Here is a 24,095-nt window from a genome sequence, read left to right as displayed (position 1 = left end):
GGCATGGATGTCGTCGCCTCCCGCTATGCCGAGCTCTGGCGGGCCGTGCGCTTGCATGAGGGCGTTCCCCGCTCGCAAACAGACGTCCAGTTTCTTCTCGATCAGGTGCGTTCCGCACTCGACCGCCACGTCTCCGACTTGGCCGGTGACGACGGGTGCGATCTCATCGCGAACAGCTTCTGGGACGAGGGCGTCGTCCATGCGGGCGACCGCGTCCAAATGCATCGCCTGCGCCATCGCGATCTCGGCACACACCACGCTATGAAGACGCTTGTGCCCGATAATGCTGCCGATGTTGTCTCAGCCGGTTTCATCCTGCGCGAGGCGCGCATCATGCAGCGCCTGCGCCATCCCGCGATCGTCGCCGCCGACGTGCTGTTGCGCCTGTCGGACGGGCGTCCCGCACTCGTGATGGAATGGATGGGCGGCGGAAGCATCGCCAATCTATTGAGAAGCGGCGGCCCAATCGGCGCGACGGCCCTGCGCCGGATCGTCTCCGGCCTTCTTGGTGGCCTTGCCGCAATCCACGAAGCGGGGCTCGTCCACGCCGACATATCGCCGCAAAATCTGCTGCTTACAAAAGGGGATGATCCCGCGCTCAAAATCGCGGATTTCGGCATCGCACTCGAAGCAAACGAAAGCCTTGCTTCTCTGGGTATCCGAAGGGGCGGTACGCCAGGCTTCGACGACGAGAACCGGACCGCGAACCCTGAACGTGATCTGCGCGCGGCCGGCAAGATCGTTGCGCTGATGCTGGAGCGTCTCGCTTCGGAAGGCGGATCATCGGCACTGCGGGAAATCGCGGCAATGCTTCAAGAAGGGAAGGGCATCACTGCACGTGATGCCCTCGCCAGGCTGGGCGCAGCCTGAGCGATCAGTTGCCTGGAGGCGCAGCGGCGGGCAAGGCCTGGCTCTTCTGGAACACCGTCATCAGCTTCGCCGCATCTACCATCATCGCGTTGGTCGCGACCAGCAGGTCGCCGTCGCGCATCTGGAACTTCTGCATGAGCAGAAGGTTTGCCACTTCTTTCATGTCCACGCGATAGACGACCGGCTTCGTGGTAATAAAGGGAGCTCCCGGGTTCTTGCCCGCTGAAGCGGCGGCGACATTGGAGTGAACCGGCTGGTTGCGCATCAGATAGACGTGGCGTGCATTCGCCTGGTCGTCCAGCAGGCCACCGGCTCGGCCCACAGCCTGCGCCAGCGTCATCTTGCCCGGTTCGAACTGGAATTCGCCGGTGCTCTTGAAAGCACCGAAGGCCGTGAAGCTTGCCGCGTCGCCGTCGATGAAAAGCTGGTCCTCAGGCATAAGCCGGATGTTCTGGCTTTCCTCATTCAGGATGCGATCCAGCGTCGTGCTGGCGCGGTGCTGGCCGCGCACGAGCGTGACGGTGGTGGACCCCGGCGCGCCTTCCGCACCGCCGGCAAGCGCCAGCGCATCGAGCACCCGTTCGCGGTTGCTGGTGAGCGGGAAACGCCCTGCGGAACGCACCTTGCCGTTGACGGTCACACTGCTGGTGGGCTTTTCGACCACGGTGACCACCGCCTGCGGATTGACCGACGAGCTGCGCAGCTTGCTGACGATTCGGTTCTGCAATCCCTCAGGCGTCGAATCGATGACACGCTGGCGGCCGACGAAAGGCAGATTGACGAACCCGCCTTCGTCGATGGTGAAACGGCCAAGATTGAGCGTCTTGCTGTCTGTCGCGGAAAATAGGCCGTCCTCGCCGGTGTCGAGGATCGTGACCTCGATCACGTCGCCGCGCCGCAAGCGCGAATCCATGCTGCCGCCGGACCGAAACCGGCTGAGCCCGTGATCGGTCGCCTGGTAGGCGGTGGCGGTCGCCGGAAAATCGATCGGGGCATCCATCAGATTGATGACGGGGATGCGCTCGCTGGAATTTGGAAGTGTGGCTGAGGTGATGTCGCCGACGGTCGGTCCGGCCGACGGGCTGCCGCATGCACTCAAAAGACCAACGACCAAGATGGCTGCAATCCGCCGCATCGCTCCTCCTGAAGGTTTCCGCATCGTCAGGTTCCGGATTAACCACTGGCTTTATGGCGGGCAAGCACGTTCCAGCCATTGTTCACACCATCGGGTAGTTACCTTATAGTTGTGTCATATTTGCAACCACTAGGCGTATGACTTTGCGTTTGCTGAATCCATCGGTGAGGCGCACATGCGGACTTTCCAGACATTCTGATTGCCGATGAATGGCAACAACACTAACCGCAAACTTTCGCCGAAAGCGGCGACATGGAAAACTGCGGTTTGGAGCCGGAAAGCAACACACGCGAACCACCAATAAGTTCCATAATCTATCTTATGCGACTTTGATGTTCAGCCACGGCACATTCTATCCCGAACTGCAACAAAGGCGCTAAGCTGCCTGCTTTTCGGGAGCGATGTTTTGAGTTTTGAAGAACGCAAAACGATTTCCCGGATGCGGGAGCAGAAATGCAGCCAGTCAGAGATCGCCAGACGCCTCGGCCGTGACCGTGCGACGATCTCCCGGGAGATCAGGCGCAACTATTGGCACGACCGTGAGTTCCCCGATGCCTATGGCTACTGGGCGATGACCGCCAACGATATGGCGCGCGACCGGCGGCGGCGTGTCGGCAGGCTCTTTCGGCGCGAGGATCTGCGGACCGCAGTGATTGGAAAGCTGGAAGAGCGCCGACCAAGATACGCACGCAAGCCGCAGAATCCGGTTTTTCCGGAAGCGCGCTCAATCAAGCATCGACCGAAAATCATCAACGAACGCAAGGAATTTGGCCACTGGGAGGCTGATTTAATGATCTTTCAGAGGGTGCACGGAGACGCCAATGTCGCGACGGTCGTTGAGCGGACCAGCCGGTTCACCGTACTGTTCAAGAACAATGAACGGCAATCCAAACCGATCATGGACCGGCTTATCAATGTACTCGGTCCCCTGCCCAGGCATGCCCGGCAAAGTCTGACATTCGATCGCGGCTTTGAATTCGTCTCCTGGCGACGGCTCAAGCAAGGTATGGGAACGGATGCCTGGTTCTGCGATCCGTCGGCACCCTGGCAGAAAGGCTCCGTTGAGAACATGAACCGACGGATCCGGCGTTATCTGCCGCGGGATACCGCTGTTTTGTCAGTCCCTGAAGGAGAGATACGGTCACTGATCGACCGGTTGAATAACACGCCGAGGAAGTGCCTTAGTTTTTACACTCCTGCTGAAGTGTTCAGACGCGAAGTGACCAAATGACGGCTTCGAGCCCTATCCGGGAATGAAAAAATGCCCGCTTCCCACTGGACGACCTGATGGCTAAAGGATGTTTCTATCAGTTCCAGCGAGTGGGCGCAGAAAATGCCGGTCATATCTTCTGATGCAATCCATGTTCTCCGCAAATTCAAAGGCTGCTTGACACTCGGGATCCGTTAAGCTCTTCGTTCGATAGACTTCGTAGTCCGCTAGCGATTGGAAGGAAAACAGACAAACCGCGAGATCGTTTGCGCTCTCATGAGGCAGATAATACCCATGGTGAATTCCGCCGAATTTTTCTACCAACGGAATCCACATCCGCGCATACTCTTCGAATTCGACGATTTTTGCGGGATTTAGTTCGTACCGAACATAACACGTGATCAATGTGGCTTCCTTTATAGGGGCTGAGGGGCAGATTGAACGGCAATGTAGCCCACTGCCTCCAATCTGCAACAGCTCGGCATGGCGTGGTCAGCTTTGTCCGCGTAGCAGACCTTCTTTAACCGTGTCACCATCCGCCCCCGGACAGGCTTAGCAACCCCGACCAGCACACCTGACCGGGGGCTGACCTCCCTGCCCTAGGATGGCGTTTAAGCCCTTGTTGCATTTACATTAGAAGTCACACACGGAGGCGTCTGACAGGACGCGTGGCGCTGTTGCGGCGCTGGGCGTTCGATGCCCGGCCGGTTCCCGCTTTACGGCGTTGCCGTCCGGTGTCAGACTGCATGTCGGAACCCATGTTCCTGCAGCCTCTCCAGCCACATCGACATCGGATTTCGCAAAACCTCATGGCAAGGCTAATGGAGGACTCCGCCATGGTTCGCATTCCTGTCGTCATCGGCTTCGCTCTCGTCCTCACCGTCCCGGCTTCGGCGCTGGAGCCGTTCGATCCGGCCTCGTTCGACGGCTTTTCCAGCCTGGTCGCCACGTCGACCAGCTGGGTCAACGAGTACGGCTCCACCATGACAATCTCGGTGAGCACGACCGGAGAAGTCTCCGGCCATTACGTCAACCACGCCCAGGGCACCGGCTGCCAGAATTCGCCCTATCCCGTCTCCGGCCGGGTGAACGGCAATTTCATCGCCTTTTCGGTGGCCTGGTCCAACGGCTCGGAAAACTGCAACTCGGCCACCGGCTGGTCAGGTTATGCGGGCAGCACCGGTGACGGCTCACTGGAAATCGTCACCCAATGGAACCTTTCCTACGAAGGCGGATCGGGTCCCGCCATCGAAAGCGGCAGCGATGTCTTCACCTACATGGCGCCGGCCACCGGCGACAAGCCGATGAAGAAATGATCCGCAAAATGCCGACCTTCGCCGAGCGCAGCATGTCGGTTGCGCTCGGCCATCGAGGAAGCCTGGGGACGATTCTCGTGCCGGCTGGCTCCGCTGTCGATCCATGATATCACAGGCACAGTATCGGCGGCTCAAGCCGCCGATCGCCGCCAATCCGGGAAGGACAGCACCATGCAGCCATCGACCGACATTGCCAGACTGCTGGAGATCATGGCGGCCCTGCGCACGCCCGGAACCGGCTGCCCTTGGGATGTCGAGCAGGATTTCGCCTCCATCGCGCCCTACACGATCGAGGAAGCCTACGAGGTGGCCGATGCCATCGAGCGCGGCGACATGGACGATCTGCGCGAGGAACTGGGCGATCTCCTGCTGCAGGTCGTCTTCCATGCCCGCATGGCCGAGGAGAAGCAGCACTTCGCCTTCGGCGACGTCGTTCAGGCCATCACCGCCAAGATGATCCGCCGCCATCCTCATGTCTTCGGCGACGCCGCAGCGCGCGGCAAGGGAATGGCGAAGGGCATGTGGGACAAGATCAAGGCCGACGAGAAAGCCGAGCGCCAGGCCCGGCGCGCCGCCCATCAGCCGACGGCGGAAAAGCCGGCCCATCTTGACGAGGTTCCCCGCGCCCTGCCCGCCTTGATGCGCGCCCTGAAGCTGCAGCAGCGCGCCGCGCGCGTCGGCTTCGACTGGGGCGAAGCCGGGCCCGTTCTCGACAAGATCGAGGAGGAGATCGGCGAGCTGCGCCAGGCCATCACCAGCGGCGACGACGCCCATGTGGCCGAGGAATACGGCGACCTGCTCTTCGCACTCGCCAATCTCGGCCGCCATCTGGGGCACGATCCCGAAGCGTCCCTGGCCGCCGCCAACGACAAGTTCCGCAAGCGCTTCGGCCATGTCGAGCGCGCCCTGAACGCGGCCGGACGCTCGCTGGAAGAAGCGAGCCTGGCCGACATGGAGGCGCTGTGGCAGCAGGCAAAGTCGTTGAAGTAACGACTTCTACCATCTGTTATTATTTAGTAATTTCTCACTGATCTCTCGCCGGGCCATATCCGTCGCGCGCACGGTCACGGTGATGCTGCCGTCCTCGTTGTCGGCCCGTTCGGTCACGTCGCCGTGCCGGTAGATCCAGTCGAGAAGCGGCATCTGCTGCGGCGACAGCCTGAGCGTCACCGGTGCCAGATCGCCGGAGATGCGCTCCTCCACCGTCGACAAAAGGCCGGCGATCCCCTCGCCCGTCACCGCCGAGATGGCGATCGGTGCCTCCGGCCCACGGGCAGCCTCCAGCAGCGCTTGGCGCTGCTCCTCGCCCAGATTGTCGACCTTGTTCAGCACCTCCAGGACGCGCTTCTTGTCGGCCGCGTCGACGCCGAGATCGCCAAGGATCGCAGCGACGTCGCTCGCCTGGGCGCTCGAATCGGGATCGGAAATGTCGCGCAGGTGGATAATGAGATCGGCCTCCACCACCTCTTCCAGCGTCGCCCGGAACGCCGCCACCAGATGGGTCGGCAGGTCCGAGATGAAGCCGACCGTGTCGGACAGGATCACCGTCGTCCCGTGCGGCAACTGCACGCGCCTGAGCGTCGGGTCCAGCGTGGCAAAGAGCATGTCCTCGGCCATCACCTCGGCACCCGTCAGCCGGTTGAACAGGGTCGACTTGCCGGCATTGGTGTAGCCGACGATGGCGACGATCGGGAACGGCACCTTGCGCCGCTTGGAACGGTGCAGATCGCGGGTGCGCCGCACGGTCTCGAGCTCGCGCTTCAGGCGCACGATCCGGTCCTGCAGCAGGCGCCGGTCGGCTTCGATCTGCGTTTCGCCGGGGCCGCCCATGAAGCCGCCGCCGCCGCGCTGCCGTTCGAGGTGCGTCCAGCTGCGCACGAGCCGACCGCGCTGATATTCGAGATGCGCGAGATCGACCTGCAGCCTACCTTCCTTGGTGCGGGCGCGGCGGCCGAAGATTTCGAGAATGAGGCCGGTGCGGTCGAGCACCTTGGCGTCCAGCGCCTTTTCCAGGTTGCGCTGCTGCACGGGCGTCAGCGGATGATCGATAATGACCACCTCGGCCTCCGCCTCGGCGACGCGCCCCGCCAGTTCCTCGAGCTTTCCGGTGCCGATCAGCGTCGCCGGACGTGGTGCGCTCACCGGCACGATGTCGGCCAAGACCACGTCGAGATCGATCGCCTCGGCAAGACCGACGGCTTCCTCGGAGCGCGCTTCCGGCGCGCGCACGACCGCCCCCCTTTCGGCGGCGCGTCGTTCCGCGGCAAGGACGGGCGTGATCACGACGGCGCGCGTGGGTGCTGCCGCGCGCGTCATCCCCTCACCTGTCTGCCCCTTGCCCTCCGGCTTGCGTGGCTCGCCCAATCAGGATTCCCGATTGTTGTCCTCGGCTTCGTAGAGCTGTACGGGCTGGCTCGGCATGATCGTCGAGATCGCATGCTTGTAGACAAGCTGCGAATGGCCGTCGCGGCGCAGAAGCACGCAGAAATTATCGAAGGATGTGACAATGCCCGTCAGTTTGACACCGTTGATGAGAAAGATCGTCAGGGGGTTCTTGCTCTTGCGAACGGTATTCAGGAACAGGTCCTGCAGGTTTTGAGATCGTTCCGCCATTTCTTGGTCTTTCACCCATTCGCTGCCTCAAGGCAGCCAGTAGCGCAAATATCACACGCTTCTGTCAAGAATCACCTGACAGAAGGCGCACACACAGTTGGCCCCGGTAATTCGGTCGTGCTGGCCGCCACCACCATGCCCGTTGGTTAACAGCTAGGACTTTTTTCCGCAATCGCAAAAAATGCATCCCTCAGCGAGCGGGCGACGGAGCCCGGATGGCCGTTGGCGACGGGCTTGCCGTCGATGCTGACCACGGGCGTCACAAGCGACGTGGCGCTGGTGACGAAGGCCTCGCGGGCCTCCTGCGCCTCCTCGACCGTGAAGGTCCGCTCCTCGACCGCAAGACCGAGGCTGTCGGCCACCTTCATCACCGTGCCGCGCGTGATTCCCCGCAGGATTCCGAAATCCGCCGGGCGCGTCACCAGCGTTCCGTCGGCGGTGACGATCCATGCGTTGGTCGAGGCGCCCTCCTTCACCGTGCCGTCGGGATCGACGAACCAGGCCTCCTGCGCACCCGCCTCGATCGCCGCCTGCCGCGCCAGGACATTCGGCAGCAGGCCGATGGTCTTGATGTCGACGCGCTCCCAGCGGTTCTCGGGAACGGTGATCACGCTCATCCCCTTGTCCGCCTTCTTCTGCGCGGCGCGCGGGTCCATCCGCTTCGCCGTCACCACCAGCGCCGGCCGCACCGGCTTGGTGGGAAAAGCGTGATCGCGCGGCGCGACGCCGCGTGTGACTTGCAGATAGACCAGGCCGTTGACCACATGGTTGCGGCGCACCACCTCGCGCATGACGAGTTGCAGGGCCCTGCGGTCGAGCGGCCAGTCCATGCGCAATTCCCTGAGCGAACGGTCGAGCCGGTCGAGATGCCCCGTCTCGTCGATGATGAAGCCCCGGGCGATCTCGCACACCTCGTAGACGCCGTCCGCGAGCTGATAGCCCCGATCCTCCACATGGACTGCGGCGGCGGCGTGCCGGACGTAGCGCCCGTTCACATAGGCAATGCGTGGCATTTCAAATCTCCATTATGCTGGCGCAACGGCCCGGACGGGCCGGCTCCGGAAAAGGCATGCGAAAAGGCCTCCAGCCTGTATTGCAGCGCAGCGGCCGGATTTTCAAGTCGCACACAGCGTGTTTGAGGCTGGGCCAAGCGCCGGTCCCGCGGCGCGTCTCAGAAGAACTCAAGGCTCACGCGGAACATCTGCTCCACCTGGCGCACGGCGCTTTCCAGCGCGAAGATGACGACCCGGTCCTTGGGCTTGATTCGCAGCGAGCCGCTCGGCTTGATCACCGCGCCGTCGCGATAGACGGCGCCGATGCGCATCCCGTCGGGAATCTCCACCTCGCTCAGCGGCGGGCCGACCAGCGGCGACGTTTCCAGCGCCTCCGCCTCGATGACCTCGGCAGCACCCTTCTGGATGTTGTGAACGGCCCGGATGCGTCCGCGGCGCACATGCTGCAAAACCTTGGAGATGGTCACCGAGCGCGGGTTCACATGCGCGTCGATGCCGAGCGTCTTTGCGAAATCGTGATAGGTCGGGTTGTTGATCAGGACGAGGTTGGAGCGGCAGCCGAGCCGCTTGGCGATCACGCTCGACAGGATGTTCACCTGATCGTCATTGGTCAGCGCCACCATCAGATCGGCATGCTGGATATCGGCCTCGAGCAGCAGCTTCTGGTCGAGCGCGCTGCCGTGCAGCACCACGGTGCGGCGCAGCTTGTCGGCCAGCGCCACGGCGCGCTCGCGCGTGCTCTCGATGATCTTGACCTTGGTGCGGCTCTGCTTCTTCTCCATGGCGCGCGCCACATAGAGGCCGATGTTGCCGCCGCCGGCGATCACGATGCGTGTCGCCTCGCGCTCCTCATGGCCGAACAGCCCGAGCGTGCGGCGCACCTGCTCGCGCGTCGTCACCACATACGCGAGATCGCCCGCCACGAGCTGGTCGCGGGAATGCGGAATGAACAGCTTTTCGCCGCGCGAAACGCCGACCACGGTGGACGGAAGGTCCGGAAAAAGCTCGGTAAGCTGCGACAGCGGCGTGTTGATGACCGGGCATTCCTCGAGGCATTCGATCGCCACCATCGCCACGTGGTCGTCGGCAAAACGCACCACATCGGTCGCGCCGGGCAATGCTATGCGCCGCATGACCATCTCGCCGACCTCGACCTCGGGCGAGATGATGACGTCGATCGGCAGGTGATCGCGCGAAAACAGGTCCATGTAGTGCGCCTGCAGATAGGACTGCGAGCGGATGCGGGCGATCTTGGTCGGCACGTTGAACAGCGAATGGGCCACCTGGCAGGCCACCATGTTGACCTCGTCGAACAGGGTGACGGCGATGATCATGTCCGCCTCGCTGGCGCCGGCGGCGGCCAGCACGTCCGGATGGGCGCCGTGGCCGACGAAACCGCGCACGTCGAGCGTGTCGCGCACGGCACGGATCAACTCGGGCGCCGTATCGATCACCGAGACGTCGTTCTGTTCGGAGGCGAGACGCTCGGCAATGCCGTAGCCGACCTGGCCGGCGCCACAAATGATGACCTTCATCGTTCACTCCCTGCCCCGCGCACGGGGTCCTGGCAATGGCACTGCTCTAGCCCTTTTTCGGGGGCAAGGGAACAGGGAGGAAATGCCGGCGCGTGCCCTACACCCCGAGGGACTTCAGCTTCCTGTGCAGCGCCGAGCGCTCCATGCCGACGAACTCGGCCGTCCGCGAGATGTTGCCGCCGAAGCGGTTGATCTGCGCCAGCAGATATTCCTTCTCGAACATCTCGCGGGCCTCGCGCAAAGGCAGCGCCATGATGTGCTGGTCGGATTGCGTCGGCAGACGCGGCATCACGTCGCCGATCTCGGCCGGCAGCAGATCGGCGGTGATCGGCGTGTCGGGGCCGTCGCCGCGCGTCAGGATCATCAGCCGTTCGACGTTGTTGCGCAGCTGGCGCACATTGCCCGGCCAGTTGTGCGCCTGCAGCACCGCCATCGCGTCGTTGCCGAGCGGCCGCGGCTTGATGCCCGCCTGCTCGCCGATCTGGTGCATGAAATGGTCGACGAGCAGCGGGATGTCCTCGCGCCGTTCGGCCAGCGGCGGAACGGCCACCGGCACCACGGCGAGGCGGTGGAACAGATCCTCGCGGAAGCGATTTTCGGCGATCAGCGATTCCACGTTCTGCGCCGTCGAGGAGATGATGCGCACATCGACCTTCACGCGGCGCGTGCCGCCGACGCGTTCGAACTGCTGGTCGACCAGCACGCGCAGGATCTTGCTCTGCGTGCCGATCGGCATGTCGGCCACCTCGTCCAGATAGAGAACGCCGCCATGGGCCTCCTCCAATGCGCCGATCTTGCGCTCGTTGCCGTTCGATTCGGTGCCGAAGAGCTCGATTTCCATGCGCTCCGGGGTGATCGCGGCGGCGTTGAGCGTCACGAACGGCCCGGTCTTGCGCGCCGATGCGGCGTGGATGGCGCGCGCCACCAGCTCCTTGCCGGAGCCCGAGGGGCCCATCAGCATGATGCGGCTGTTGGTCGGTGCGACGCGCTCGATCGTCTGCCGCAACTGGTTCAGCGCCGCCGACTGTCCCACCAGGTCGAAGGAGGCGCCGCTGCGCTTCTTCAGATCCGTCATCTCCCGTTTCAACTTGGAGATCTCCAGCGCGCGCTCGCAGATCAGGATCAGCCGATCGGTCTTGAACGGCTTCTCGATGAAGTCATAGGCACCGCGCTTGATCGCCGACACCGCCGTTTCGATGTTGCCGTGGCCGGAAATCATCACCACCGGCAGATCCGGATAGATTTCCTTGATCTTGTCCAGCAGGGCCAGCCCGTCGAGCTTCGAGCCCTGCAGCCAGATGTCGAGCAGGATCAGGCGCGGCACGCGCTCGGTGATGGCGGCAAGAGCGCTGTCGCTGTCATGAGCGGTGCGCGCCTCGTGTCCCTCGTCGCTCAGGATCCCGGCCACGAGTTCGCGGATGTCTTCCTCGTCGTCTACGATCAGGATATCGGACGCCATGTTCTACCTTTTCGTCGTCTCTGCAGCGCCGTCCGCGACCTTTTCGGCCTGCTGGGCGGCGGGAAGGATCATTCGGATCATTGCACCGACACCACCGTGGAAATCCGCCGGAGCGTCATGCAGCTCCAGCCTTCCGCCATGGTCCTCGATGATTTTCTTGACGATGGCGAGGCCGAGCCCGGTGCCTTTCTCGCGCGTCGTCATATAGGGCTCGAGCAGCCTTTGCCGGTTGTCGCGCGGCAGCCCCTTGCCGTTGTCCATCACCTCCACCTCGATGAAGCGGCCGGACCGGCGCGCCACCACGCGGATCGCACCCGGCTGGCCATGGGTGCGTTCGGCCGCCTCGATCGCCTCGGCGGCGTTCTTGATCACGTTGCCGAAGGCCTGGCCCATCAGGCGCGCATCGAAGCGGCCCATCAACGGCGCGTTGGAGAAATCGCGTTCGAAGGCGATCTCGTTGCGCGCCACCTCGACCAGGAACGAAGCCTCGCGCAGCGGCTCGCGCAGGTCGAGAAGCTGGATGTCGGGCTTCGGCATCCGCGCGAAGGCCGAGAACTCGTCCACCATGCGGCCGATGTCGCCGACCTGGCGGATGATCGTGTCGGTGCACTGGTCGAAGATATCGCGGTCCTGCTCGATCACCTTGCCGAAACGGCGGCGGATGCGCTCCGCCGAAAGCTGGATCGGCGTCAGCGGATTCTTGATCTCGTGGGCGATGCGCCGCGCCACGTCCGCCCAGGCCATCGAGCGCTGCGCCTGCATCAGGTCCGTGATGTCGTCCACGGTGACCACGTAGGAATGCTCGTCCGCCTCGTTGACGCCCTCCTCCGTGGTGATCTGGATGTTGAAGGTGCGCTCGACGCCGCCGCGATAAAAGGTCGCCTGCTCGCGGTAGACCGGCCTGCCCGATTTGCGGCCGGTCTCGAACACACGCCCCACATGCGGCAGCACGACCGACAGGTTCTTGGCGACGGCGCTGCGCGCCGAAATGCCGAGCATTGCCTCCGCCGACCGGTTGACCATGGCGACCGTGCCCTGCGCATCGACGCCGATCACGCCGGCACTGACCCCGGACAGGACCGCTTCGGTGAAGCGGCGGCGCTCGTCGATCATGTCCTTGGCGGCGATCAGCTCGTCGCGCTGCGATTTGAGCTGCTGCGTCATCTGGTTGAACGTGTCGCCGAGCAGCCCGACATCGCCGTCCGAGGCGCGCACCGGCACGGAAACGTCGAGATTGCCGGTCGAGACGGCGCCGGCGGCGCCGATCAGTTGCCGGATCGGGCGCACCAGCCGGTCGGCCACCGCGATGCCGGTCCAGATCGCCGCCAGCACGATCGCCAGCGTCACCACCAGGTAAAGCAGCGCGAAGGCGAGCTGCGTGTTGCCGCGATTGTCCTCCAGCGAACGGTATTCATCCGTGTTGGAGCGGACGATCTGGCGCGCCTTCAAGACCTCCGGATCGAGCAGCGCGCCGGTATAGAGATAGGCGTCGGGGATTTCCTGCAGCTTGTAGACGGCGGTGACGAGGTTGGTGCCGCCGATTTCCTTGAAGGCGATCTCCGAACGGTTGGCGATGTCCATGGCCGCCTTCTCCGGCCGCGGCAGCGGAATATCCTCCGTCATTTGCGCGCTCATGATCACCGAGCCGTCCTCGCGCACCAGCTCGGCGTCGGCCAGTCCGCGCAGCACCGCCTGCCGGGTCATGAAATCGCGGAACCCATAGCGATCGAGATTGTAGAGCGTGCGCGCCTGGTCGAGGCGCACCGCCATGCTCTCGGTCGTCCCCTGCAGGCTGCGCGCATTCTGCTGCACATAGGCGTCGGCGATCGACAGCGAGGAATAGATGATCACCTTGGTGCGGATCTCGAACCAGCGGTCGAGGCCGAGCTCCAGCGTCACCGAGGCGATCACGGCGACGAGGATGGCCGGGATCGCCGCCACCAGGGAGAACATCAGGATGATGCGCACATGGAGCCGCGAGGCGGCGCGCGCGCCCTGCCGGCTGCGATAGATGCGCAGGCCCTCCGCCGCGATCAGGCCGAGCAGAAGCAGGATGAAGCCGAGATTGATGGCGATCAGCAGCAGGGTGGTGTTGGCGTCGGGCGTCAATGGCGTGAGGCCCAGGAGCACGGCGAACGAGACCGCCGCCGTCACCAGCGCGCCGACGGCGGCCGCGATGCCGAGATAAAGCGCCGCCGAGCGGCCGCGCTTTGCAGGCGCAGCGGCAAGCGGCTCAACTGTGGAACTTTCCGACAAGCTCACCATCACCCCGACAAACGTCCCCGAACGGCCTACAGCCCCGTGCATCCATTCCGGCGCACAGCTGCGGCTTTACTCTAGGAATCGTTGCATATATGCAACGACTGTAGCCTCCGAGCAACAGTTCCATCACCGAACAATGCGGCAATGCTGGGGCAATCTGGGGATGTGGTGGTTTTGCAAGCTAGCGCATCGGCTCGAAAATCGGAATCGATTTTCGGAAAGCACGACGCGCAGGTTCGAAAGACTTACAGCGTCCTCCTGCCACCCCTGCGGGCAAGGCGTCCTGGACCGCTGCGCCCGAGCGGGGACCGCATGATTCGGCGGCCGCCGCTCAACCGGCGCCGCGATAGATGTTGATCCTGTACTCGCGGATCTTCTTGCGCAGCGTGTTCCGGTTGAGCCCCAGGAGGTCGGCGGCCTTGAGCTGGTTGCCGCCAGTCGCCGTCAGCGCGGCGATCAGCAGCGGCTGCTCGATCTCGGCGAGGATGCGCTGGTAGAGCCCCGCCGGCGGAAGCTGATCGCCGAATTGCGCGAAATAGCGCTGCAGGTGCTGCTCGACCGTCTGTTCCAGCGTCGCGTTCTCCGGCGCCGGCTCCGGCTCGCCCGCTCCGCGCATCGAGCCCGCCGCGCGCAGTTCCTGCTCAATGACCTCGGCGGAGATCTCGTCCTGCGGGTAGAGCGCGGCAAGCCTGCGCACCAGATTCTCCAGCTCGCGCACGTTGCCGGGCCAACGATAGTGCTTCATGCGGGTCAGCCCGTCGGGGCTGATGCGCTTGGCCTGCAGGCCCTCCTTCTGCGCGCGGGCAAAGAAATGGCGCACCAGGTCGGGAATGTCCTCGGCCCGCTCGCGCAGCGGCGGCAGGCGCAGCGGCACCACGTTCAGCCGGTAGAACAGGTCCTCGCGGAACAGGCCCTGGTCGATCAGCATGCGTGGATCCTTGTTGGTCGCCGCCACGATGCGCACGTCGGTGCGGATCGGCGTGCGGCCGCCCACCGTCGTGTACTCGCCCTGCTGGAGCACGCGCAGCAGCCGCGTCTGCGCCTCCATCGGCATGTCGCCGATCTCGTCGAGGAACAGCGTGCCGCCCTCGGCCTGCTCGAAGCGGCCGAAGGAGCGCGCCTGCGCGCCCGTGAAAGCCCCCTTCTCGTGGCCGAACAGCTCCGATTCGATCAGGTCGCGCGGGATGGCCGCCATGTTGATGGCCACGAACGGCCCCTTCCGGCGGCGGCCATATTCGTGCAGGGCGCGCGCCACCAGCTCCTTGCCGGTGCCCGATTCGCCGCTGATCATCACGGTCAGGTCGGTCTGCATCATGCGCGCCAGGAGCCGGTAGATCTCCTGCATGGCGGCCGAGCGGCCGATCAGCGGCAGCGTGTCGGGCGCCTCGGGGCTCGGCGCCTCCTTCTGGCCCGACTTCGGCTCCGACAGGGCTCGCCCGACGATGTTGACGAGCTCCGTCAGGTCGAACGGCTTCGGCAGATAATCGTAGGCGCCGACCTCGGAAGCGCGGATCGCCGTCATGAACGTGTTCTGCGCGCTCATGGCGATGACCGGCAGGTCTGGCCGCGCCTTGCGGATGCGCGGCAGGAGGTCGAACGCATTGCCGTCGGGCATCACGACATCTGTAATGACGAGATCCCCCTCGCCCGCCGAAACCCAGCGCCACAGCGTCTCCACGTTGGAGGTGACGCGCACCTCGTGCCCGGCGCGCGACAATGCCTGGTTCAAGACGGTGCGGATCGCCGCGTCGTCGTCGGCGACGAGAATGCTGCCGCTCTTCATGATGAAGCGTCCTCTTCGTCGGAATGGATCACGCCGCGGCGCGCTTCGCGCCAGGCCGGCATCAGGATGCGGAACATGGTGCCGCGCTGGCCCGACGATTCGCATTCGATGACCCCGCCATGCGCGCCGACGATCTTCGCCACCAGCGCCAAGCCCAAGCCGGAGCCGTTCTGCTTGGAGGTGACGAAGGGATCGAAGATGATCGGCCGCATGTCCTCGGGGATCCCCGGCCCGTTGTCGTAGACGCAGAACTCGAGCGGCAGCGCCACGCGGTCCACCGAGCCCGGCACCGACAGGCGGATGCCCGGCCGGAAGGCCGTGGTCAGCCGGATCTCGCCATCGTCCCGGTCCCCGATCGCCTCGGCGGCGTTCTTCACCAGGTTCAGGAACACCTGGACGAGCTGGTCGCGGTTCGCCCAGACCGGAGGCAATGATGGATCATATTCCTCCAATATGCTGATTTTCCTCGCAAATCCGTTCTTCGCGGCCGCCTTGACGTGATCGAGCACCAGATGGATGTTGATCGGCGCGCGCTCCACGGGCCGCTCGTCGGAAAACACCTCCATCCGGTCGACCAGCGCCACGATGCGATCCGTCTCCTCGGTGATGAGCCGCGTCAGCGCCCGGTCCTCGTCGGTCACGGCGTGTTCGAGAAGCTGCGCCGCGCCGCGGATGCCCGCCAGGGGATTCTTGATCTCGTGCGCCAGCATGGCGGCGAGGCCGGTCACCGAGCGCGCCGCGCCGCGATGCACCATCTGCCGGTCGATCTTGTCGGCCATCGAGCGCTCCTGCAGGAGCAGCGCCACCGCACCGGGAACCTCCGACACCGGAGCGGCATGGATGTCGACCATGCGCTCAGGCCCGAGCCGCGGCGAGGAGATGTCGACCCGATACTCGTTGATCGCCACGCGCTGCGCCCTGACCTGCTCGACGAGCGCGATCAACGGGCTGCCGAAGGGGACGAAGTCCGACAAGCGGCTGCGCGCCAGGAAGGCGGCGCCCGAGCGGAAGAAATCCTCGGCTTCGGCGTTGGCCTGGACGATGAAGCCATCGTCGTCGATCATCACCACCGGGTGCCTGAGCGTGTTGAGCAGCATCTGCGCGGTCGCCGCTTCCGACATCATCGCCCCGTCTCCACTCATGCGGCCAGCATGCCTTCGCCGCGCTCGAAGACGTCGCGCAGGCGATCGATCACGACACAATGGTCCGTTCCGGTCATGATCGCCTTGCGGTCTTCCTGCGATGTTCCCGGCGCATGGCGCTCCAGATACCAGCCGAGATGTTTGCGCGCGTGCCGCACCCCATGCTCGATCCCGTAGAGCCCGAGCATCGCTTCATAGTGCTCGATGACATAGTCGCCGAGCGCCGAAGCCGGCACCGCGGTGCGCGCGGAACCATCGGCCGCGGCTGCGATCGCACCGGCCGTCCAGGGCGCCCCGTAATGGGCGCGGCCAACCATGATGGCGTCGGCGCCCGATTGCTGAACAATCTGCCGCGCGTCCCCCAGCGTCGCGACGTCGCCATTGGCGACGACGGGGATGCTCACCGCCTCCTTGACGCGGGCGATCGCCCGCCAGTCGGCCCTGCCCTTGTAGAACTGGCACCGTGTGCGGCCGTGGATCGTCACCATGCGGACGCCCGCTTCTTCCGCCCGGCGCGCCAGCGCGGGAGCGTTGAGCGTGCTTTCGTCCCAGCCGAGCCGCATCTTCACCGTCACCGGCACGTCGACGGCGCTCACCACCGCCTCGATGAGGCTCAGCGCGTGGTCGGGCTCGCGCATCAGCGCCGAGCCTGAATAACCGCCCGTCACCTTCTTGGCCGGGCAGCCCATGTTGATGTCGATGATGTCGGCGCCCTGATCGGCCGCGATCCGCGCCGCCTCGCCCATCCAGCGCGCCTCACGTCCGGCGAGCTGTACCATATGCACGTCGATATCGGGCCGCCTCAGCCGCCGGGCCGATTCGGCGCTGCCGCGCGCCAGTTCCCCGCTGGCCACCATTTCGGAGACCACGAGCCCGGCGCCATGCGCGTGGGCGCGGGTTCGGAAGGCGATGTCCGTGACGCCGGACATGGGCGCCAGGAAAACCCTGTTGCGGATGGTCACCGGCCCAAGCCGGAGCGGTTGCGACAGCATGTCAACCGGGGATGTGCACAAAATTCAAGCACCCATTCTGATTGCTTATTCTTTAGCCATTTTGCCGGCGCCCCGCAACCACGTTTTGACGGTCGCCGGTATAATCTGCAAATTCGGCTGGCCTTTCGACGCGCCTCTTATTATGCGTCTGGCCCATGGACAAGCACATGACACGGCAGGAGAGCGTTGCGGGTGGCAAGGCGGGCGAAGTCGCCGCCGTCATCGTCGCCGCCGGGCGCGGCGAGCGCGCCGGCCAGTCCGCCGAGGGTCCGAAGCAATACCGCCTGATCGGCGGCAAGCCGGTGCTGCGCCACACGCTGGAGACCTTCCTTGCAGATCCCCGCATCGGCCGCGTCGTCGTCGCCATTCACCCAGACGACGAGGCGCTGTTCGCCGAAGCGGCGCACGGCCTTGCCGACCGGGTGATCGCGCTGCACGGCGGCGCCTCGCGGCAGGCCTCCACCCGGCTTGCGCTGCTCGCACTGCATGATCCGGCGCCGCAGACGGTGCTGATTCATGACGGGGTGCGCCCGTTCATCGACCGCGAGTTGATAGACCGCATCATCAACGCCGTCGAGGAGGGCAAGGGGGCGTTGCCCGCCCTGCCCGTCGCCGAGACGCTGAAGCGGGCCGGACCGGCCGGCGACATCGAGGAGACGGTGCCGCGCCACGACCTTCACGCCGCCCAGACGCCGCAAGGCTTCCCCTTCGCGCTGATCGCCGCCGCCCATGACCGCGCCTTTCACCTCGGGCGCGACGATTTCACCGACGATGCGGCGATCGCCGAATGGGCGCGGATCCCGGTGCGCATCGTCGCCGGCTCGGTCGACAACATCAAGCTCACCTGGGCGCGCGACATCGCGCTGGCCGACCAGCGGCTCTCCCGCGCCTCTTCGTTTCCGGACGTGCGCACCGGCAACGGCTATGACGTCCATTCCTTCACCGATGGCGATGCCGTCACGCTGTGCGGCGTGGCGATCCCGCATTCGAAGCGCCTCGCCGGTCATTCCGATGCCGATGTCGGCCTGCACGCGCTCACCGACGCGCTGCTCGCCACCTGCGGCGCCGGCGACATCGGCACGCATTTCCCTCCCTCGGACCCGCAGTGGAAGGGAGCCGCCTCACGCATCTTCGTCGAGCACGCGGCAAGGATCGTGCGCGAGGCAGGCGGACGCATCGCCAACGCCGACATCACGCTGATCTGCGAGGCGCCAAAGATCGGCCCGCACCGCGCCGCCATGACGGCGGCCATCGCGGCCATGCTGGGCATCGCCGAGACCCGCGTTTCCATCAAGGCGACGACCAACGAAAGGCTGGGCTTCGTCGGCCGCGAGGAAGGCATCGCGGCGATCGCCACGGCCAGCGTGATCTATCCGGGCGAGGTTCCCGCATGAGCGGCCGCGAGACCCTGTCGCGCGCCGTGCTCGAAGCGTGCGAAAAGCGCGGCATCCTCCTAGCGACGGCCGAATCCTGCACCGGCGGCATGATCGCCGCCGCCCTCACCGACATCGCCGGCTCCTCCACGGTGGTCGACCGCGGGTTCGTGACCTATTCCAACCAAGCCAAGATGGAGATGCTCGGCGTTTCCGCCGAAACGCTCGCCGCCCATGGCGCCGTGTCGCGCCAAACGGCGCTGGAGATGGCCTCGGGGGCGCTCACGCATTCGCGTGCCGGCATCGCCGTCGCCGTCACCGGTGTCGCCGGTCCCGGCGGCGGCTCGCCCGAAAAGCCGGTCGGCCTGGTCTGGTTCGGATTGGCGTTCAAAGGCCGGCCTGCGATGGCCGAAAAGCAGCATTTCGCCGGCCTCGACCGCGCCGGCGTCCGCCGCGCCACGGTGGAGCACGCGCTGCGCATGGTGCTCAAGGCGCTGGAGGCGGCGTAGCGCCGATACCTTTCGTCAGGTCTCCCGGCCTGGATGCCAGGCTCGGGGCGCCCCTTATCCCCCTGCCCCGTAAACCATGTCGGCCCGCCGCTCGAACGCCTCGGAGAACATCCGGAACGCCCGGTCGAACATGGCGCCCATCAATGCGCCGAGCATGCGGCTCTTGAACTCGTATTCGATGAAGAAGTGGATGTCGCAGGCGCCCTCGCCGGCCGGGTCGAAGCGCCATTCGTTCTTCAGGAAGCGGAACGGCCCGTCGACATAGCGCACGTCGATCTCCAGTTCGGCCGGCTTCAGCGTCACCTGGCTGGTGAAGGTCTCGCGCAGCGCCTTGTAGCCCACCGTCATGTCGGCGACGAGCAGCGTCACCCCGTCGCGCTCCCTGCGCGTGCGCACCTTCAGCGCCTCGCACATGGGCACAAATTCGGGATATTTCTCCACGTCGGCCACCAGCGCGAACATCTCTTCCGGCCCGTGGGCGACACGGCGTACGGTCTCGAATTTCGGCATCGATACGCTTAGATCGCGATGACTTTGGATTGATTCAATCCAAAGTCATGAACGCGATCGCTTTCAATAAGTTGGAGCGGGATGCGGGCGGAAAACCGTTTCACACTTTTCCTCATCCCGCTCTAGGCCGACTGCAGACGCGCCTCGCGCGCGGCCTTGAGTTTCGCAAAATCGTCACCGGCATGGTGCGAGGAACGCGTCAGCGGGCTCGACGAGACCATCAGGAAGCCCTTGGTGTAGGCGACCGTCTCGTAGGACTTGAATTCCTCCGGGGTAACGAACGCCTTCACCGGATGATGCTTGCGCGTCGGCTGCAGATACTGGCCGATGGTCATGAAGTCGACATCGGCGGAGCGCAGATCATCCATCAGCTGCAGCACCTCGTTGCGCTCCTCGCCGAGCCCGACCATGATGCCGGACTTGGTGAACATGCCGGGGTCGAGCTCCTTCACCCGCTGCAGGAGGCGCAGCGAATGGAAGTAGCGCGCGCCCGGCCGCACCTTCAGATAGTTCGACGGCACGGTCTCCAGATTGTGGTTGAAGACGTCGGGCCTGGCCGCCACCACCGTCTCCAGCGCCCCTGCCCCGTCCTTGCGCAAGAAGTCCGGCGTCAGGATCTCGATCGTCGTGCCGGGGGACGAGGCGCGGATGGCGCCGATCACGTCGGCGAAATGCTGCGCGCCGCCATCGGCGAGGTCGTCGCGGTCGACCGAGGTGATGACCACGTGATTGAGCCCCATCTCGCGCACCGCCTTGGCGACGTTCTCGGGCTCGTTCGCATCCACGGGACCTGGAATGCCCGTCGCCACGTTGCAGAAGGCGCAGGCGCGCGTGCAGATCTCACCGAGGATCATGAAGGTGGCGTGCTTCTTGTCCCAGCACTCGCCGATGTTCGGGCAGCCGGCCTCCTCGCACACCGTCACCAGCTTGTTGGACTTCACGATCTCGCGCGTTTCCAGATACCCCTTGGAGGTCGGCGCCTTGACGCGGATCCATTCGGGCTTGCGCAACACCTCCTGGTCGGGCCGGTGCGCCTTTTCCGGGTGCCGCACGCGCGGCTTGTTGCTGACGGTGTCGAGAACGGTGACCATGTTTGTCCTATCGCGTCCGGCGGGATTCCGAACGGCCAAAAATCCACAGGATCAGGATGGCGCCGAGGATGGCGACAACCAGATTGCCCAGAAAACCATAAAAGGAGATGCCGACCAGCCCCGCCAGCGTGCCGCCGACGAAGGAGCCGGCAATGCCGACGAGGATGTTGGTGAGGAAACCATGTTCGCGGTTCATGGTTTTCTCGGCCACGTATCCGGCGAGGAAGCCGATCACCAGCAGGCCGAAAAAGCCCACTCCCGGCATCCCCATGATCCCATAGCCCTGTTCCATCGCCATCGACCTCGTTTCGCGCTCCCCGCATATAGTCCAGAACGGTGCGGGGAAACAGGGGGCGCCGCCCGCCTCAGGCGTTCAGCGTCCGCCCATAGGCATCGAGCACGCTCTCCTTCATCATCTCCGACAGGGTCGGATGCGGGAAGACGGTGTGCATCAGCTCTTCCTCGGTCGTCTCAAGGTTCATGGCGACGACGAAGCCCTGGATCAGCTCCGTCACTTCCGCGCCGATCATGTGGGCACCCAGAAGCTCGCCCGTCTTCTTGTCAAAAATCGTCTTGACGAAGCCCTGGTCCTCGCCGAGCGCGATGGCCTTGCCATTGGCGGCGAACTGGAAGCGGCCGACGCGGATGTCGCGGCCGGCGGCCTTCGCCTTCTCTTCCGTCAGGCCGACCGAGGCCACCTGCGGCTGGCAATAGGTGCAGCCGGGGATCAGCCCCTTGTCGAGCGCGTGGACGCCCGGCACGCCGGCGATCTTCTCGACGCAGATGACGCCTTCATGCTCGGCCTTGTGCGCCAGCATGGGCGGGCCCGCCACGTCGCCGATGGCGTAGAGGCCGGCAACGTTGGTGCGGCCGTAGCCGTCGACCACGACGCAGCCCCGATCGGTCTTCACGCCGAGCCCCTCGAGGCCGAGATTTTCGATGTTGCCCTGCACGCCGACGGCGGAGATCAGCTTCTCGGCCGTGATCTTCTCGACCTTGCCATCCTTCATCTCCACATGCGCGGTGATGGCGTCCTTGCCCTTCTCGACCTTCGTCACCTTGGCATCGAGATGGAACTTGATGCCCTGCTTCTCGAACTGCCGCTTGGCGAATTTCGACACCTCGGCGTCCTCCACCGGCAGGATCTGCGGCATCAGTTCGACCACCGTAACGTCGGCGCCCATGGTGCGGTAGAAGGAGGCGAACTCCATGCCGATGGCACCCGAGCCCATGACGACCAGCGATTTCGGCATCGTCTTCGGCACCATCGCCTCGAAATAGGTCCAGATCTTGTCGCCGTCGGGCTCGATGCCCGGCAGGGCACGCGGCCGCGCGCCGGTGGCGAGGATGACGTGCTTGGCCGTATAGGTGCCCGGCCCCTTGGTGCCCTTCGGCTCCGGCGGCTGCGGCTGCATCGCCTTCTTGGCCGGCTTCGAGACCACCACCTCGCCCGGCTTGGAGAGCTTCGCCTCGCCCCAGATCACGTCGACCTTGTTCTTCTTCATCAGGAAACCGACGCCGCCGTTCAGCCTGAGAGAGACTTTTCGCGAGCGGTCAACCACGGCGGCGACGTCGGCCGACACCTTGCCCTCGATTGTCAGGCCGTAATCCTTACCGTTCTCGGCATAGTGCTTGATCTCTGCCGAGCGCAGCAGCGCCTTGGTCGGGATGCAGCCCCAGTTCAGGCAGATGCCACCCAGATGTTCGCGTTCGACGATCGCCGTCTTGAAGCCGAGCTGCGCCGAGCGGACGGCCGTGACATAGCCGCCCGGGCCCGACCCGATGATGATGACGTCGTAGTTTTCAGCCACGGCTGGTCTCTCCTTTGGTCAATTCAGGTCCCGGAGACGCATGAGCATCCCCGGGGAAACAATCTTCAGGCCTGTCTTGCCGCCCGCAGGCCGAAGGCCACGAGCAGCAGGAAGACACCGTTCGACAACAGTTCGATGGCAAGCAGGATGCCCAGCACGGCCGCCGCCGACCACGGCATGTCGGCAAGGATCATGACGCCGAGCACCAGCGAGATGAGGCCCGACACGAGCACCCAGACCCAGCCGGAGATCGGCCGGAGCGCGAAGGCGTACATCAGCTTCACCACGCCGAGCACGAGGAACATGATCGCCACGAGCAGCGTCAGCGAGACGATGCCGGCGCCCGGCCGCACGAGAATGGAAAGCCCGACGGCGAGCGTCAGCACGCCGAGGAGCAGCGACCACAGGAACCCCGGCCAGTCGCGCACCCGGAACGCCTGAACGATCTGCAGGATGCCGAACAGGACGAAGGTCCAGGCGGCGAGCAGCGCCGCCGTCAGCGTCGCCGCAAAGGGGTTGGCGAGCGCCAGGATCCCGCCGATCAGCGAGATCGCGCCGAGCAGGGCAAGCCAGCCCCAGGAGGCGTGTACCGATTGATGTGCGCCAGTGTTCACCATGCTCATTCCTCCTTTGGTCAAAGTCCAAGCATGTCTCTCACGACGGGCGCAAGGCCCGCGCCGATGGCGCGCGTGTTGTGCGCGTCGAGATGAACGCCGTCGAGCGGGCTCGTATGAGCCACGGAACCGGCATCGAAAAAACCCGTGCCCGTATCGGCGGCCAGCAGCGCATAAAGACGCGCCAGCTTCGACGATTCGTCCAGCGCGCCTTCGAAGGTCAGTGCAAAATCGGGATTGTTGGTCTCGCCGCAGGGCGGCGGGGCGACCAGCAGGATCGCCGGTGCCGGCCCCTCCGTCGGATAGTCGTGCCGGCGCACGATGTCGACCAGCCGCCGCATGCCCTGCTTGGCGCCGATCGCCCGGCCGCAGATGAAGGGCTTCATGTCGTTGGTGCCGAGCATGATGACGACGAGGTCGAGCGGTGCATGGCTTGTCAGCAGCGTCGGCAGGAGGCGCGCACCGTTGCGGTCGGCGCCCGCGGCAAAGTCGTCGAAGGCCGTCGTCCGGCCGTTCAGCCCCTCGGCGATCACCCGCGCGCCCTCGCCCAGTGCGCGCTGCAGGACGCTCGGCCAGCGGTCCTCGAACGGATGCCGTCCGGGGCCGAGCGGATCATACCCCCATGTCAGCGAATCGCCGTAGCACAGGATGGTCTTCATGCGCGCCCCCGGACCGTTCGCATCCGAACCTACACCAGCATGGCCAGCGGGTTTTCGACGATGGTCTTGAAGGCGGCCAGGAGCTCGGCGCCCAGCGCCCCGTCCACCGCCCGGTGGTCGGTCGACAGCGTCACCGACATGACGGTGGCGATGCCCACCGCGCCGTCCTTGACCACCGGCCGCTGCTCGCCCGCCCCC

General features: G+C 65.0%; 24 protein-coding genes. 6 read left to right on the top strand and 18 right to left on the bottom strand.

Annotated elements, in window-relative coordinates; translation table 11 throughout:
- The first annotated feature begins 3 nt into the window (after positions 1 to 3).
- Positions 4 to 870 carry a protein kinase gene (locus NUU27_RS08950; protein ID WP_257761746.1) on the top strand — a complete coding sequence of 289 codons (867 nt, stop codon included), beginning with the start codon at positions 4 to 6 and terminating at the stop codon, positions 868 to 870.
- A gap of 4 nt (positions 871 to 874) precedes the next feature.
- On the opposite strand, the gene NUU27_RS08945 is transcribed toward NUU27_RS08950, so the two are convergent.
- Positions 875 to 2,005 carry a polysaccharide biosynthesis/export family protein gene (locus tag NUU27_RS08945; protein WP_257761745.1) on the bottom strand — a complete coding sequence of 377 codons (1,131 nt, stop codon included), beginning with the start codon at positions 2,003 to 2,005 and terminating at the stop codon, positions 875 to 877.
- A 406-nt stretch (positions 2,006 to 2,411) separates the two neighbouring features.
- Between NUU27_RS08945 and NUU27_RS08940 the strand changes: the two genes are divergently transcribed.
- Complete coding sequence (locus NUU27_RS08940) at positions 2,412 to 3,236, top strand: IS30 family transposase (protein ID WP_257761744.1); 825 nt, start codon at positions 2,412 to 2,414, stop codon at positions 3,234 to 3,236.
- Between the two features lie 60 nt (positions 3,237 to 3,296).
- Here the strand turns inward: NUU27_RS08940 and NUU27_RS08935 are convergent, their stop codons facing one another.
- On the bottom strand, positions 3,297 to 3,620 hold the full coding sequence (locus NUU27_RS08935; protein WP_257761743.1) for an NIPSNAP family protein: 324 nt from the start codon (positions 3,618 to 3,620) through the stop codon (positions 3,297 to 3,299).
- Between the two features lie 431 nt (positions 3,621 to 4,051).
- On the opposite strand from NUU27_RS08935, the gene NUU27_RS08930 reads away from it, so the two are divergent.
- Together NUU27_RS08930 and mazG are read left to right on the top strand one after the other, a co-directional pair.
- Entirely contained in the window at positions 4,052 to 4,531 is a 480-nt protein-coding gene (locus tag NUU27_RS08930) for an avidin/streptavidin family protein (protein WP_257761742.1), read from the top strand.
- A 171-nt stretch (positions 4,532 to 4,702) separates the two neighbouring features.
- Positions 4,703 to 5,521, top strand: coding sequence for a nucleoside triphosphate pyrophosphohydrolase (gene mazG / locus NUU27_RS08925; RefSeq protein WP_257761741.1), 819 nt, complete (start codon positions 4,703 to 4,705; stop codon positions 5,519 to 5,521).
- A 6-nt stretch (positions 5,522 to 5,527) separates the two neighbouring features.
- Here the strand turns inward: mazG and hflX are convergent, their stop codons facing one another.
- From hflX to dusB, 9 genes are all read right to left on the bottom strand, one after another.
- Positions 5,528 to 6,847, bottom strand: coding sequence for a GTPase HflX (gene hflX, locus NUU27_RS08920; protein WP_257761779.1), 1,320 nt, complete (start codon positions 6,845 to 6,847; stop codon positions 5,528 to 5,530).
- Positions 6,848 to 6,895: 48 nt separating this feature from the next.
- On the bottom strand, positions 6,896 to 7,144 hold the full coding sequence (gene hfq / locus NUU27_RS08915; protein WP_257761740.1) for an RNA chaperone Hfq: 249 nt from the start codon (positions 7,142 to 7,144) through the stop codon (positions 6,896 to 6,898).
- 146 nt (positions 7,145 to 7,290) lie between these two features.
- Positions 7,291 to 8,157, bottom strand: coding sequence for a D-amino-acid transaminase (locus NUU27_RS08910; RefSeq protein WP_257761739.1), 867 nt, complete (start codon positions 8,155 to 8,157; stop codon positions 7,291 to 7,293).
- Positions 8,158 to 8,315: 158 nt separating this feature from the next.
- The gene (trkA, locus tag NUU27_RS08905) at positions 8,316 to 9,692 is read right to left on the bottom strand and encodes a Trk system potassium transporter TrkA (RefSeq protein WP_257761738.1); all 1,377 of its coding nucleotides are present in this window, start codon (positions 9,690 to 9,692) and stop codon (positions 8,316 to 8,318) included.
- 97 nt (positions 9,693 to 9,789) lie between these two features.
- Positions 9,790 to 11,151 carry a sigma-54 dependent transcriptional regulator gene (locus tag NUU27_RS08900; RefSeq protein ID WP_257761737.1) on the bottom strand — a complete coding sequence of 454 codons (1,362 nt, stop codon included), beginning with the start codon at positions 11,149 to 11,151 and terminating at the stop codon, positions 9,790 to 9,792.
- Between the two features lie 3 nt (positions 11,152 to 11,154).
- Complete coding sequence (locus tag NUU27_RS08895; protein WP_257761736.1) at positions 11,155 to 13,416, bottom strand: PAS domain-containing sensor histidine kinase; 2,262 nt, start codon at positions 13,414 to 13,416, stop codon at positions 11,155 to 11,157.
- A 328-nt stretch (positions 13,417 to 13,744) separates the two neighbouring features.
- Complete coding sequence (gene ntrC, locus NUU27_RS08890) at positions 13,745 to 15,196, bottom strand: nitrogen regulation protein NR(I) (RefSeq protein WP_257761735.1); 1,452 nt, start codon at positions 15,194 to 15,196, stop codon at positions 13,745 to 13,747.
- The gene (locus NUU27_RS08885; protein ID WP_257761734.1) at positions 15,193 to 16,338 is read right to left on the bottom strand and encodes a nitrogen regulation protein NR(II); all 1,146 of its coding nucleotides are present in this window, start codon (positions 16,336 to 16,338) and stop codon (positions 15,193 to 15,195) included. The genes ntrC and NUU27_RS08885 overlap by 4 nt, the downstream gene beginning before the upstream one ends.
- A complete protein-coding gene (gene dusB, locus NUU27_RS08880; protein WP_257761733.1) occupies positions 16,335 to 17,330 on the bottom strand; it encodes a tRNA dihydrouridine synthase DusB in 996 nt (331 codons plus the stop codon). The genes NUU27_RS08885 and dusB overlap by 4 nt, the downstream gene beginning before the upstream one ends.
- A gap of 167 nt (positions 17,331 to 17,497) precedes the next feature.
- Here dusB and NUU27_RS08875 point away from each other — a divergent pair, with 167 nt between their 5' ends.
- Positions 17,498 to 18,724: a bifunctional 2-C-methyl-D-erythritol 4-phosphate cytidylyltransferase/2-C-methyl-D-erythritol 2,4-cyclodiphosphate synthase gene (locus NUU27_RS08875; protein WP_257761732.1), complete on the top strand. Its 1,227-nt coding sequence runs from the start codon at positions 17,498 to 17,500 to the stop codon at positions 18,722 to 18,724.
- Positions 18,721 to 19,212 carry a CinA family protein gene (locus NUU27_RS08870; protein ID WP_257761731.1) on the top strand — a complete coding sequence of 164 codons (492 nt, stop codon included), beginning with the start codon at positions 18,721 to 18,723 and terminating at the stop codon, positions 19,210 to 19,212. Before NUU27_RS08875 ends, NUU27_RS08870 begins: the two co-directional genes overlap by 4 nt.
- Before the next feature lie 54 nt (positions 19,213 to 19,266).
- Here the strand turns inward: NUU27_RS08870 and NUU27_RS08865 are convergent, their stop codons facing one another.
- From NUU27_RS08865 to NUU27_RS08835, 7 genes are all read right to left on the bottom strand, one after another.
- Positions 19,267 to 19,722 carry a type II toxin-antitoxin system RatA family toxin gene (locus NUU27_RS08865; RefSeq protein ID WP_257761730.1) on the bottom strand — a complete coding sequence of 152 codons (456 nt, stop codon included), beginning with the start codon at positions 19,720 to 19,722 and terminating at the stop codon, positions 19,267 to 19,269.
- A gap of 122 nt (positions 19,723 to 19,844) precedes the next feature.
- The gene (lipA, locus tag NUU27_RS08860) at positions 19,845 to 20,813 is read right to left on the bottom strand and encodes a lipoyl synthase (protein WP_257761729.1); all 969 of its coding nucleotides are present in this window, start codon (positions 20,811 to 20,813) and stop codon (positions 19,845 to 19,847) included.
- Between the two features lie 7 nt (positions 20,814 to 20,820).
- Positions 20,821 to 21,105, bottom strand: coding sequence for a GlsB/YeaQ/YmgE family stress response membrane protein (locus NUU27_RS08855; RefSeq protein ID WP_257761778.1), 285 nt, complete (start codon positions 21,103 to 21,105; stop codon positions 20,821 to 20,823).
- Positions 21,106 to 21,178: 73 nt separating this feature from the next.
- Positions 21,179 to 22,624 (bottom strand): dihydrolipoyl dehydrogenase, encoded by a 1,446-nt coding sequence (gene lpdA / locus NUU27_RS08850; RefSeq protein ID WP_257761728.1) that lies wholly within the window; start codon positions 22,622 to 22,624, stop codon positions 21,179 to 21,181.
- A gap of 65 nt (positions 22,625 to 22,689) precedes the next feature.
- Entirely contained in the window at positions 22,690 to 23,241 is a 552-nt protein-coding gene (locus tag NUU27_RS08845; RefSeq protein WP_257761727.1) for an HdeD family acid-resistance protein, read from the bottom strand.
- A 17-nt stretch (positions 23,242 to 23,258) separates the two neighbouring features.
- The gene (locus NUU27_RS08840; protein ID WP_257761726.1) at positions 23,259 to 23,897 is read right to left on the bottom strand and encodes an SGNH/GDSL hydrolase family protein; all 639 of its coding nucleotides are present in this window, start codon (positions 23,895 to 23,897) and stop codon (positions 23,259 to 23,261) included.
- A gap of 29 nt (positions 23,898 to 23,926) precedes the next feature.
- On the bottom strand, positions 23,927 to 24,095 hold a 169-nt coding region (locus NUU27_RS08835; RefSeq protein WP_257761777.1), incomplete at its 5' end, for a 2-oxo acid dehydrogenase subunit E2.

The sequence above is a fragment of the Nitratireductor sp. ZSWI3 genome (assembly GCF_024655565.1).
In the GTDB taxonomy this organism is placed as follows: Bacteria; Pseudomonadota; Alphaproteobacteria; order Rhizobiales; family Rhizobiaceae; genus Nitratireductor.
The sequence above is the reverse complement of the archived record's forward strand: the minus strand, read 5'-3'. Positions and strand labels throughout refer to the sequence as shown.

Coding starts and splice junctions, on each gene's coding strand:
- NUU27_RS08845 (WP_257761727.1), bottom strand. CDS start 23,241: ATGGTGAACACTGGCGCACATCAATCGGTACACGCCTCCTGGGGCTGG.
- lipA (WP_257761729.1), bottom strand. CDS start 20,813: ATGGTCACCGTTCTCGACACCGTCAGCAACAAGCCGCGCGTGCGGCAC.
- NUU27_RS08855 (WP_257761778.1), bottom strand. CDS start 21,105: ATGGAACAGGGCTATGGGATCATGGGGATGCCGGGAGTGGGCTTTTTC.
- NUU27_RS08950 (WP_257761746.1), top strand. CDS start 4: ATGGATGTCGTCGCCTCCCGCTATGCCGAGCTCTGGCGGGCCGTGCGC.
- NUU27_RS08910 (WP_257761739.1), bottom strand. CDS start 8,157: ATGCCACGCATTGCCTATGTGAACGGGCGCTACGTCCGGCACGCCGCC.
- hfq (WP_257761740.1), bottom strand. CDS start 7,144: ATGGCGGAACGATCTCAAAACCTGCAGGACCTGTTCCTGAATACCGTT.
- trkA (WP_257761738.1), bottom strand. CDS start 9,692: ATGAAGGTCATCATTTGTGGCGCCGGCCAGGTCGGCTACGGCATTGCC.
- NUU27_RS08900 (WP_257761737.1), bottom strand. CDS start 11,151: ATGGCGTCCGATATCCTGATCGTAGACGACGAGGAAGACATCCGCGAA.
- dusB (WP_257761733.1), bottom strand. CDS start 17,330: ATGCTGTCGCAACCGCTCCGGCTTGGGCCGGTGACCATCCGCAACAGG.
- NUU27_RS08870 (WP_257761731.1), top strand. CDS start 18,721: ATGAGCGGCCGCGAGACCCTGTCGCGCGCCGTGCTCGAAGCGTGCGAA.
- mazG (WP_257761741.1), top strand. CDS start 4,703: ATGCAGCCATCGACCGACATTGCCAGACTGCTGGAGATCATGGCGGCC.
- NUU27_RS08885 (WP_257761734.1), bottom strand. CDS start 16,338: ATGAGTGGAGACGGGGCGATGATGTCGGAAGCGGCGACCGCGCAGATG.
- NUU27_RS08895 (WP_257761736.1), bottom strand. CDS start 13,416: ATGGTGAGCTTGTCGGAAAGTTCCACAGTTGAGCCGCTTGCCGCTGCG.
- NUU27_RS08865 (WP_257761730.1), bottom strand. CDS start 19,722: ATGCCGAAATTCGAGACCGTACGCCGTGTCGCCCACGGGCCGGAAGAG.
- NUU27_RS08930 (WP_257761742.1), top strand. CDS start 4,052: ATGGTTCGCATTCCTGTCGTCATCGGCTTCGCTCTCGTCCTCACCGTC.
- NUU27_RS08840 (WP_257761726.1), bottom strand. CDS start 23,897: ATGAAGACCATCCTGTGCTACGGCGATTCGCTGACATGGGGGTATGAT.
- NUU27_RS08945 (WP_257761745.1), bottom strand. CDS start 2,005: ATGCGGCGGATTGCAGCCATCTTGGTCGTTGGTCTTTTGAGTGCATGC.
- NUU27_RS08875 (WP_257761732.1), top strand. CDS start 17,498: ATGACACGGCAGGAGAGCGTTGCGGGTGGCAAGGCGGGCGAAGTCGCC.
- ntrC (WP_257761735.1), bottom strand. CDS start 15,196: ATGAAGAGCGGCAGCATTCTCGTCGCCGACGACGACGCGGCGATCCGC.
- hflX (WP_257761779.1), bottom strand. CDS start 6,847: ATGACGCGCGCGGCAGCACCCACGCGCGCCGTCGTGATCACGCCCGTC.